Annotated in this window: 11 protein-coding genes; 10 read left to right on the top strand and 1 reads right to left on the bottom strand. The window is 58.8% G+C overall.

Annotated features, from left to right (window positions below; all coding sequences use genetic code 11):
* On the bottom strand, window positions 1-320 hold a 320-nt coding region (locus tag WCG50_RS02420; protein ID WP_336897968.1), incomplete at its 3' end, for a hypothetical protein.
* A gap of 142 nt (window positions 321-462) precedes the next feature.
* Between WCG50_RS02420 and WCG50_RS02415 the strand changes: the two genes are divergently transcribed.
* The 10 genes from WCG50_RS02415 to WCG50_RS02370 all read left to right on the top strand — a co-directional run bounded on the left by WCG50_RS02415 (window position 463) and on the right by WCG50_RS02370 (window position 11256).
* Window positions 463-1950: a M20 family metallopeptidase gene (locus WCG50_RS02415; RefSeq protein WP_336897967.1), complete on the top strand. Its 1488-nt coding sequence runs from the start codon at window positions 463-465 to the stop codon at window positions 1948-1950.
* 16 nt (window positions 1951-1966) lie between these two features.
* Entirely contained in the window at window positions 1967-2803 is an 837-nt protein-coding gene (locus tag WCG50_RS02410) for a lysophospholipase (RefSeq protein ID WP_336897966.1), read from the top strand.
* A gap of 117 nt (window positions 2804-2920) precedes the next feature.
* Window positions 2921-3205 (top strand): DUF2249 domain-containing protein, encoded by a 285-nt coding sequence (locus WCG50_RS02405; RefSeq protein WP_336897965.1) that lies wholly within the window; start codon window positions 2921-2923, stop codon window positions 3203-3205.
* A gap of 235 nt (window positions 3206-3440) precedes the next feature.
* On the top strand, window positions 3441-4439 hold the full coding sequence (locus tag WCG50_RS02400) for a peptidase U32 family protein (protein ID WP_336897973.1): 999 nt from the start codon (window positions 3441-3443) through the stop codon (window positions 4437-4439).
* On the top strand, window positions 4436-5341 hold the full coding sequence (locus tag WCG50_RS02395; RefSeq protein ID WP_336897964.1) for a U32 family peptidase: 906 nt from the start codon (window positions 4436-4438) through the stop codon (window positions 5339-5341). Before WCG50_RS02400 ends, WCG50_RS02395 begins: the two co-directional genes overlap by 4 nt.
* A 44-nt stretch (window positions 5342-5385) precedes the next feature.
* Window positions 5386-5859, top strand: coding sequence for an SCP2 sterol-binding domain-containing protein (locus WCG50_RS02390; protein WP_336897963.1), 474 nt, complete (start codon window positions 5386-5388; stop codon window positions 5857-5859).
* Window positions 5860-5880: 21 nt separating this feature from the next.
* Window positions 5881-6492 (top strand): UbiX family flavin prenyltransferase, encoded by a 612-nt coding sequence (locus WCG50_RS02385; protein ID WP_336897962.1) that lies wholly within the window; start codon window positions 5881-5883, stop codon window positions 6490-6492.
* Window positions 6479-7963: a 4-hydroxy-3-polyprenylbenzoate decarboxylase gene (ubiD, locus tag WCG50_RS02380; RefSeq protein ID WP_336897961.1), complete on the top strand. Its 1485-nt coding sequence runs from the start codon at window positions 6479-6481 to the stop codon at window positions 7961-7963. Before WCG50_RS02385 ends, ubiD begins: the two co-directional genes overlap by 14 nt.
* A 154-nt stretch (window positions 7964-8117) precedes the next feature.
* Window positions 8118-8852: a TerC family protein gene (locus tag WCG50_RS02375; RefSeq protein ID WP_336897960.1), complete on the top strand. Its 735-nt coding sequence runs from the start codon at window positions 8118-8120 to the stop codon at window positions 8850-8852.
* Between the two features lie 403 nt (window positions 8853-9255).
* Window positions 9256-11256, top strand: a complete 2001-nt coding sequence (locus tag WCG50_RS02370) for a cytochrome C (RefSeq protein ID WP_336897959.1) — start codon at window positions 9256-9258, stop codon at window positions 11254-11256.
* Window positions 11257-11260: the final 4 nt, after the last annotated feature.

Raw genomic sequence — 11260 nt, 5'->3', positions numbered from 1 at the left:
CTAGGATTGAAACCGCCGCCGTAGTTCAGCAGTCGAACCCCAAGATAGATTGACAGCATGTGACACGCTGCGTCAATGACCACTGAAATATGCGTGTCATTCCCACAGAGCCCACCGAAAAGCGCGCCGAAAAATACAGCGGGCAGCATCCCATAACCGCCTGAATTGACAACGACGAATGCCAAGCCACTGGCCAGCCACAAAAAATCGATAACAAGGCTTCCGGCGAAGAAATAGGCCAGCAATTTGGCCAGCAATATGTACAGTGCAACCAAACCAACAGACGCGAAAATTTTCCGCAGCTTTAACGAATTCGACATGAGCCGCTCCATTGATTTGCGAATTATTGACGGGAAACTGGGCGCTTTTTAACTATTTGTTGTCGCCAGCGTACCTGCGCACCCCATAGCTTCCCGTGGCATGATATCCGGCAGTTTTGATGAATCGCCCAAGGAGAAATGCATGAACGCCCGAGTCCCAGAATCCACATTGAACGCAGCCCAGGTCTTGAGCGAAGTGAGCCAAGCCTGGGACGACGACATCGTCCACCGGCTGGAAGACTACATTCGCATCCCCGCCAAGTCGCCTATGTTCGATGCCGATTGGGTCAAAAACGGCTTTATCGACACCGTCGTGTGGGACGCCGCCACCTGGGTCATGGCGCAAAAAGTGGACGGGCTGACGCTCGAAGTTATCCGTCTGGAAGGTCGCACGCCAGTGCTGTTTTTTGAAGTGGCGGCCTCCTCCGGTTCAGGCGCTGCGGAAACCAACATGGCGGCCTCAAAACAGACCGTGCTGATGTACGGCCACCTCGACAAGCAACCCGAATTCACCGGCTGGCGCAGCGACCTCGGGCCGTGGACGCCCAAGTACGAGGACGGCAAGCTGTACGGCCGCGGCGGCGCCGATGACGGCTACGCCATTTACGCCAGCATCGCCGCCATTCAGGCGCTCAAAAGCCAGAATATGCCGCACCCGCGCATCGTCGGCCTGATCGAAACCTGCGAAGAAAGCGGCTCGTATGATTTGCTGCCCTACATCGACGCACTGGGCACACGGCTGGGCGACGTGGCGCTGGTGATTTGCCTCGACTCCGGCGCCGGCAATTACGACCAGCTCTGGCTCACCAGCAGCCTGCGCGGCATGGCCAGCGGCGTGTTAAAGGTCGAAATTTTGACCGAAGGCGTGCACTCGGGCGATGCCAGTGGGCTGGTGCCGTCAAGTTTTCGCATCATGCGCCAGGTGCTCGACCGGCTTGAAGACAGCGCCACCGGCCGCCTGTTGCCCGCCTCGTTTCATTGCGATGTACCCGCCGACCGCATGGTTCAAGCCCGCGCGACAGCGGCGATATTGGGCGACGAGTTGTACAAGCGTTTTCCGTGGGCGCACTACGACTGCGGTGGCTCCACCCAGTTTGCCCTGCCCACCACCACCGACCCGGTGCAGGCGCTGCTCAACCGCACCTGGGCACCGACGCTGAGCGTGACGGGCGCCGAAGGTTTCCCCGACTTCAAAAACGCGGGCAACGTGCTGCGGCCGTACACCGCGTTCAAACTCAGCCTGCGTTTGCCGCCGCTGATCGACGCCGCCGTAGCAGTGCAGCAACTCAAAACCCTGCTGCAAGACAACGCGCCGTACCAGGCCCGCGTCACGTTTGAGGGCGAGGGCAGCGCCACCGGCTGGAACGCACCCAGCACCGCGCCGTGGTTTGAGCACGCGCTCAATGGCGCCTCGCAAGATTACTTTGGCGCACCGTGCGGCTACATCGGCCAGGGCGGCACCATTCCACTGATGAGCATGTTGTCCAAGGGCTTCCCCAAGGCGCAAATGATGGTTTGTGGCGTGCTCGGCCCCAAAAGCAACGCCCATGGGCCCAACGAGTTCTTGCATGTGCCCTATGCCAAGAAGTTGACGGCAGCGGTGGCGCAGGTCATTTCGCAAGTTCCCTGACCGAGACCGCCCGAAGATGGACAGCGTGCTCACTACCTTTGTCGCCCTTGATGGCGACAACATCGCCGTGCAGGACTGGCCGCTTGACACCGACCAGCACATGCGCGGTGTGGTGCTGCTGGTACATGGTCTGGGCGAGCACGCGGGACGCTACGACGCCTTGGCGCGCCAGTTGAACGACTGGGGGTTTGCCGTGCGCGGTTACGACCAGTATGGGCACGGCGAGTCGGGTGGGGTGCGTGGCGGCCTGCCCACTGACACCCGTTTGCTCGATGACTTGGCCGACATCGTGGACAGCTCCCGGGTTCGCATGGCCCGCGAGACCCCGTTGATCCTGCTCGGGCACAGTCTGGGGGGCGTGGTGGCAGCGCAGTTTGTGGCGCTGGCCATTCGTCCGGTTGATGCGCTGGTGCTGTCGTCTCCGGCACTGGACGCGGGTCTCAATCGGTTTCAGAAATGGATGCTGTCGGTATTGCCCAAAATTGCGCCTAATTTACGGGTCGGCAACGGCTTGAATCCCGCCTTCCTGTCGCACGACCCGGCGGTGGTGGCCGCTTACCAGGCGGACAAACTGGTGCATGACCGAATCTCGGGCCGGTTGGCCCGTTTTATTGACGACACGGGCCCCGCTATTTTGGCGCGTGCCGCAACCTGGTTCATGCCCACGCTGCTGTTGTATGCAGGCGCTGATCGGCTGGTCAACCCGGCTGGTAGCAGAGCCTTTGCCGAGGTCGCTCCGAAGCAGACGGTGACCACGCGCTGTTTTGAGAGCCTGTATCACGAGGTCTTCAATGAGCCCCAAAGTGCGGCAGTTTATGCAGAACTAAAGAAGTGGCTTGATGCCCGGTTTTAAGGCCTCTGCCGTGACAGTACGATCGGCCTGCTTTTGACTTGATCCATCATATTTTTTATAAGGCGAAGAGCGGTTAAAGTAAACAGGCATTAACAATACATCTTTAAAGGCCTCCCCATGACCGTCACTTCTGCCAGCACCCTTGACCTCCGCCAGATCGCGCCACCTCAGCGCCATGCCTTGATTTTCAGCACCTTCGAAGCTTTGCTGCCGGGTCAGTCCCTGGAGTTGATTAACGACCATAACCCCCAGCCCTTGAACAGCCAGTTTGAGATTCGCGCTGCCGGTCAATTCAGCTGGGACGCCCTGGAGAGTGGCCCAGAAGTCTGGCGCGTCCAGATTGGAAAAACCGTCAAAGCCAAGAGCGCTGGCGGGTGCTGCGGTGGTTGTTGCGGCGGCTAAAAATAGTGTGTTCTGGCGGACTGAGGCATCCTCAAAACGCCGTCTTGCTTGACATGGATCAACTTATTTTCGGCGGGGTCTGATAACTTCGCCGCATATAAATTTGCTTGCCTTTCGGGGCAATCTTTGACACACCTGAGCACTTTGGCTTGGGTGGCTCACCTCCAAGCCCACGATGAATATCACCGCTGACCGTTCTCTCGCTCCCCCGGAGAGCGCCTTGCCAATCCCCTTGATGGAACTGGTTTGCCCGGCTGGCAGCCTGCCAGCGCTCAAAGCAGCAGTCGACCACGGCGCCGATTGTGTCTACCTCGGATTTCGCGACGCTACCAACGCCCGCAACTTTGCCGGTCTTAACTTTGACGAAGCCGCCATCAACACCGGCATTCGTTACGCGCATGACCGGGGCCGCAAAGTGCTGCTGGCGCTGAACACCTACCCGCAGGCCGCCAGTCCGGAATTGTGGCAAAAAGCCATTGACCGCGCGGCCCACAGCGGCGTCGATGCGGTCATTCTGGCGGACCCTGGTTTGATGGCTTACGCCGTTAAACACCACCCCAGCTTGCGCCTGCATTTGTCGGTGCAGGGCTCGGCGACCAACTACGAGGCGATCAATTTTTACCACCAGCACTTTGGTATTTCACGGGCCGTGTTGCCGCGCGTGCTGTCGATGACGCAAGTCGAGCAGTTGCTGGAAAAAACGCCAGTTGAAATTGAAGTGTTCGGTTTTGGCAGCCTGTGCGTGATGGTTGAGGGGCGCTGTGCACTTTCGAGCTACGTCACCGGCGAAGCGCCCAACACCAACGGCGTGTGCTCGCCCCCCAAAGCGGTGCGCTGGACTGAGACGCCGCAGGGCCGCGAATCGCGCCTGAACGGTGTGCTGATCGACCGCTACACCCCCACTGAAAACGCCGGCTACCCCACGCTGTGCAAAGGCCGCTTTGATGTGGGGGATGAGCAAAACTACTACGCCATTGAAGAGCCGACCAGCCTCAACACGCTCTCCCTGTTGCCCCAACTGATGGCGATGGGCGTGCGCGCCATCAAGATCGAAGGGCGCCAGCGCAGTCCAGCCTACGTGGCACAAGTCACCAAAGTCTGGCGTGAAGCCATCGACAACTGCCGCGACAACCCGCACCGCTACTCGGCCAAACCGAGCTGGATGAGTGATCTCAACAAGATCGCTGAAGGCCAACAACACACGCTGGGCGCCTACCACAGGTCATGGAAATGAAACTCTCTCTCGGACCCCTGCTGTACTACTGGACGCGCGATGCCGTGTTCAGCTTTTACGAAACCATCGCCGCCTCGCCGGTCGATATTGTGTATTTGGGCGAAACTGTGTGTTCCCGCCGCCATGAGTTGCGCCAAGCCGACTGGCTCACGATTGGTGCTCGCCTGCGCGACGCTGGTAAAGAGGTGGTGCTGTCGACCCAGGTGCTGATTGAGTCCGGCGCCGAAGTGACGGTGCTGCACAAAATTGCCGCCAACGGCGACTTCACGGTTGAAGCCAATGACATGGGGGCGGTGCATTGTCTGGAAGGCAAGGCGCCTTTTGTCGCCGGACCGCACCTCAATATCTACAACGTGCCGACGCTGGCGTTGCTGGCCGCACTGGGCATCAAGCGCTGGGTGATGCCGCTGGAGATGGGGCAAAAAGATCTGGCGCTGTTGCAAGCAGGCCGCCCGGCGGGCTTGGAGACGGAAGTCTTCGCCTATGGCCGCATGCCGCTGGCGTTTTCAGCCCGCTGCTTTACCGCGCGCCACCATAATTTGCCCAAGGACGACTGCCAGTTCAGTTGCATCGCCAACCCCGATGGGCTGCTGATGCGTACTCGTGAAAACGAAAGCTTTCTTGTGCTCAACGGCACGCAAACCCAGTCCGCCAAGGTTTACAACCTGCTGCCCGAACTGGACGCCATGCAGGCGATGGGCGTGGATGTGGTGCGCATCAGCCCGCAGTCCGAGCACACCACGGACATCATTGATCTGTTTCACGGCGTGTTGACCCAAAAGTTAGCGGTCGCCGACGCCATGAAAAGCATGACGGGCTTGATGCCCGACCAATCCTGCAACGGTTACTGGTATGGCAAACCGGGGCTGGAGCAACTTGCCGCCGCCGCAGAGCTTGTATAACTGCCAGCCCATCACTTCCTCGCGAGCCATCAAAGGAAACCAACATGCAAGCCAGTCCATTTCTGATGCCCCCCCCGGTGGCGAGCCTCTTGTCTCACCTGCCCGCTTATCCGGGCTCGCTGTTGTTTGTGACCGGCCTGAACCTGGCCTTGGCCAAGAGCCTGGCGCCCGATGTCACGCAGATGCTAGTCGGCAAAAAACTGCGTTTGCGCGTGACCGACACCCAGTGGACCTTTGACTTTGAGTGGGCCAACGGGCGCTTTGTCGCCTGCACCAACAAGGATGCGGCTGACCTGACCCTGAGCGCCAGTGCCTATGATTTTGTCTTGCTGGCGCGCCGTCAGGAAGACCCCGACACGCTGTTTTTCAGTCGCCGCCTCTCCATGGAGGGCGACACCGAACTGGGCTTGCTGGTCAAGAACACGATGGATGCGATCGAGTTACCGATGCTCAATCTGGAACAGTTCAAGCCCAGCAATGTGCTGGCGCGCCTTAAGGCACGTTTCACGCGCCATTAAGTTCTCCCACGCTGCCAACTCGTGCATCTCGCTGCATCTTCCCCAGCAAAACGCATCATCGTCGCCATCTCGGGCGCCAGTGGTGCCATCTATGGTGTGCGCTTGCTGCAAGTGCTGCGCGGCTTGGGCAACGTGCAAACCCACCTGACCGTGTCCGACGCCGGCCTGCTGAACTTGCAGCAGGAACTGGACATGAGCCGCGCGCAAATCGAAGCCTTGGCTGATGTGGCCTACCCGGTGCGCGAGGTCGGCGCTGCGATTGCCAGCGGCTCGTTTCAGTGCGACGGCATGGTGGTGGCACCGTGCTCCATGCGCATGCTGGCGGCGGTGGCCCACGGCTTGTCCGATAACCTGATGGCCCGCGCTGCCGATGTGACGCTCAAAGAGCGCCGCCGGCTGATTCTCATGGTGCGCGAAACGCCTTTGAACCTGGCGCACCTGCGCAACATGACCAGCGTCACCGAAATGGGCGGCATCATTTTCCCGCCCGTCCCCAGCTTCTATCACCGGCCCCAGACCCTGGCCGAGATGGTGGATCACACGGTCAGCCGGGTGATCGATTTACTGGGGTTGCCACAACCCCAGGCGCCGCGTTGGAGCGGCCTGCAGAAAGTTCCGAATGGCCTACCGTGACCTGAGGGATTTCATTGCCCAACTAGAGCAACTGGGCGAACTCAAACGCGTCAGCGCCGAGGTCTCGCCGCACCTGGAAATGACGGCCCTGTGCGACCGTACCCTGCGCGCCGGTGGCCCAGCCCTGCTGTTCGAGAACCCGACTGGCCACCGCATGCCGGTACTGGGCAATTTGTTTGGCACCACGCGCCGCGTCGCCTTGGGCATGGGTGTGAATGATGTGTCGGAGTTGCGCCAGTTTGGTCATGTGCTGGCGATGCTCAAGGAGCCCGAAGCACCCAAGGGCTTCAAAGACCTGATGGGCCTGGGCAGCATGGTCAAAACCCTGTGGAACATGGCGCCCAAAGAACTCCGCAGCGCCGCCTGTCAGGACGTGGTGTGGGAAGGCAATGAGGTTGATCTGGCCCGCCTGCCCATTCAACATTGCTGGCCCGGCGACGTGGCACCACTCATCACCTGGGGTCTGGTGATTACGCAAGGCCCGCATAAGGCACGCCAAAACCTGGGCATTTACCGCCAGCAAGTCTTGGCGCGCAACAAGGTCATCATGCGCTGGCTGCCGCATCGGGGCGGCGCGTTGGACTTCAAGGAACATGGCGCAATCAACCCCGGCAAGCCCTACCCGGTGTGCGTGGCGCTGGGCGCAGACCCAGCCACCATTCTGGGTGCGGTGACGCCGGTGCCGGATAGCTTGTCGGAATACCAGTTTGCCGGCTTGCTGCGCGGTAGTCGCACGGAGTTGGTCAAAGCGCTGGGCAGCGAATTGCGCGTGCCGGCCAGCGCCGAGATCGTGCTGGAAGGCCATATCAACCCCGATGCTACGCACGCCAGTGGTTTTGAGCACGCGCTGGAAGGCCCGTACGGCGACCACACCGGGTACTACAACGAAACCGCCGAGTTCCCGGTGTTCACCATCGACCGCATCACGCTTAAAAAAGAGCCGATCTACCACTCCACCTACACCGGCAAGCCGCCCGACGAGCCCGCCATGCTGGGGCTGGCGCTGAACGAGTTGTTTGTGCCGCTGCTGCAACGCCAGTACCCCGAAATCAGCGACTTCTACCTGCCGCCCGAAGGCTGCAGTTACCGCATGGCGGTGGTCAGCATCAAGAAGTCGTACCCCGGCCACGCTCGCCGGGTGATGTTCGGCATCTGGAGTTTTCTGCGTCAATTCATGTACACCAAGTTCATCGTGGTGGTGGACGAGGACATCAACGTGCGCGATTGGACCGACGTGATCTGGGCCATCACCACGCGTATGGACCCGTCGCGCGACACGCTGCTGGTGGACAGCACGCCCATTGACTACCTCGACTTTGCCTCGCCCGTGAGCGGCCTGGGCAGCAAGATGGGCATGGACGCCACCAACAAGTGGCCCGGCGAAACGAACCGCGAATGGGGCCGCACGATGACGATGACGCCCGAGGTGACAGCCAAAGTCGATCAGGTCTGGCAGACGCTGGGTTTATAAGGTAAATCAGCCCGTAGCCCACATAGAATAAGCGCGTCGACTAATAAAACTATAGCGTAAGCCTTTTAATATATGCGGATTTGCAAGCCACTATCCACCAACGCTAGCGGCAAAAACCGTAAACTTCTAAGCCCTTAACCCGCTGGCGTAACGCATGGAATTTCTTCTCGACTCCAATATCTGGATTGCATTTTTCATGCTCGCGGCGCTGGAGATCGTGCTGGGTATAGACAACATCATTTTCATCAGCATTCTGGTGGGGCGCCTGCCCGCCAAAAGTCGGGACAGGGCGCGCCGCCTTGGGCTGGCGTTTGCGATGGTGTCGCGCATTGGTCTGCTGTTCAGCCTGTCGTGGGTGATGACGCTCACCAGTCCGTTGTTGTCGCTCTTGGGTCATGAGATCAGCGGTCGCGACCTGATTCTGTTGGGCGGCGGCTTGTTCCTGCTTTACAAGGCCTCCAACGAGATATTCATTGAGGTCGAGGGCCACCACAAGCCCGAAGAAGCCAGCAACCCGGCTCACGCCGTCAAGACCGGCGCCACCCTGTTTTGGGGCACGATTGTTCAAATTGGCGTCGTCGATATTGTCTTTTCGCTGGACTCGGTCATCACCGCTGTCGGCATGGTGGACAACCTCAGTGTCATGGTGGCCGCCGTCGTGGCATCCGTTGCGGTCATGATGTTTGCCGCCAAGCCGATTGGCGAGTTCGTAGACCGGCACCCTTCGATCAAGGTGTTGGCGCTGTCGTTCCTGACCATGGTGGGCACGCTGTTAGTGGCCGAAGCTTTTGGCGTCCATGTGCCCAAGGGATATGTGTACACGGCCATGCTGTTTTCCCTCTGCGTGGAAGCACTGAATATTCGCGCGCGCGCCAAGCGATTAGCGTAGCCAACCGAACATTGACAAATGTCATACGGGTTGGAGTTCGGGCGCGGAAAGAACCACTTGTACGAACTGATCACTGAAAACGACTTGACTTGATTCCCTTGACAAGCGTCAAATGCAGAACGAAAAGCATAAACAAGTTCTGCGCTCAAAGGGGGTCAGCCATGATCAAACCATCAGTCTCATTATTCGGTGTTTCCAACGTCTTTGCACTCGAATTCTTCTCACTTGTCACAACCGTTGACGCCATCAAAGTGAGTCATCCCCTCCGCCAGATTTTGTTGCAGTAACGATCGGCTTCGCTTCACCGCCTGCAACAGGCTTCAAGTGTTGCGCATGCCTCTTATCCCCAAATTGTTGTTTCATGAGTCGGGGTACCTAGCCCTCGACTCAACGGAGTCCAACCATGCTTCCTTCTTCTTTTAAACAGCGCCTGGGACGTGTCCTGGGTCTGGCCTGTTTCGTAAGTGCAACGCTGTTCACACTCCTTGTTGAAGCCCAGTCGCTCGACAACGCAAGTTGCCTCAGCTGTCATGACGGAAAAAAAGGAGCGCTGGAGGCGGTTGCCAATGAAGGAAGCAAACGCACGCTGCACAGCGTGGCTCCCGATAAGTTTGGCCAAAGCGTGCATGCCAAAATGACCTGCGTGGCGTGCCACATCGACATCAATGACAACGCGGAAAAAGACAACGTCCACGTCAAAAAAACCAGTGCACCGCTGAAAAAAGTAGATTGCGCCAGCTGTCACCAGGCGCTGTGGAAACAAGCGCAAGACAGTGGTCAAAGCGCGGAGAAACCCCGTCTGGGTGTGGTGGCCAAAAACATCGAAGCCTACAAAGCCTCGTTCCACGCCCGCCCCAACACCGACGACAAAACCAAACCCAATGCCTCGTGCGACAACTGCCACGACACACACAGTTTCAATGTGCCAACGAAGGATTCACCGGCCTACACCGCTTGGCGCTTGAGTATCGCCAACACTTGCGGGAAGAGTTGCCATGAGGACCAGTTGGAAGCCTACGCAGGCTCCATTCACGGCAAGGAAGTGCTCGAGAAAAACAACCCTAAATCGGCGGTGTGTTCCGATTGCCATAGTGCGCATGCCGTGGGAAATTCATCGGGCGATGCCTTTAAACAATCGATTACCGCCAGTTGCGGTTCGTGCCACACCGAAAACTACAAAAGCTACAAAGCCACTTATCACGGCCAGATCAGCACCCTGGGCTATGTCTACACCGCCAAGTGCTACAACTGCCACGGCAGCCACGACATTCTGAAGGCGGATGACCCTAAATCCAAAGTGCATATCGACAACCGCCTGAAAACATGCGAGACCTGCCACGACGGCAAGAAGCAGTTGGCCAAGGCCCCGGTCGGCTTTGCCAGCTACCAACCGCACGGGCATTCCAATGACTTCAAGCGCTACCCGCAAATCTGGATTGCGTGGCAAATCATGGTGCAGTTGCTGGTGGGCACCTTTGGTTTCTTCTGGTTGCACACGCTGCTGTGGTTCTACCGTGAGTGGAAAGAGCGCAAAGTGCGCAGCACGCAGACGCACATCAAGGCTGACGATCTGCTGGTCAAGTACGCAGGCAAACATATTCAGCGCTTCAGCCCAATCTGGCGGTTGGCCCACATCACGTTTGCCTTGAGTCTGATGATTCTGACGCTCACCGGCATGCCGCTGTTTTACCCGTCTGCACCCTGGGCATCGGCCCTGATGACGGCCTTGGGTGGACCGCACATTGCGGGCCTGATTCACCGGGTCAATGCGGTGATCTTTGCGGCGGTGTTCTTCTGGCACCTGTTCTACATGGTGTGGGGCATCGTGCGCGACTGGAAGAATTTCAAGTTCTTTGGCCCCAACTCCATGATCCCGAACCTGAAGGACGGCATGGACATGCTGGGCATGTTCAAGTGGTTCTTTGGCAAAGGTCCACGGCCACAGTTTGACCGCTGGACCTATTGGGAAAAGTTTGACTACTGGGCACCGTTCTGGGGTGTCACCATCATCGGCGTCAGTGGCTTGGTGATGTGGCTGCCCAATGTGTTCGGCGCATTCCTGCCGGGCTGGGTGTTCAACGTGGCGGCCATCTTCCACGGCGAAGAGGCGTTCCTGGCGGTGGTGTTCCTGTTCACGGTTCACTTCTTCAACAACCACTTCCGCCCCGACAAGTTCCCGTTGGAGGTGGTGATGTTCACCGGTACCTTCTCGCTTGAAGAGTTCAAGCACGAGCACCCATTGGAGTACCAGCGCCTGGTTGATAACGGCGAGTTGGAGAGTCGCTTGGTTGATGCGCCGTCAGCGGCCAAGATGAGCGCGTCCCGAGTGCTGGGCTTCACGCTCATTGCCATCGGTCTGATCCTCTTGACGGGGGTCGGTATTGGCTTCTTCACCAGCCTGTAATGGC

The organism is Rhodoferax sp., assembly GCF_037143375.1.
Classification (GTDB): Bacteria; Pseudomonadota; Gammaproteobacteria; order Burkholderiales; family Burkholderiaceae_C; genus Rhodoferax.
The sequence above is the reverse complement of the archived record's forward strand: the minus strand, read 5'-3'. Positions and strand labels throughout refer to the sequence as shown.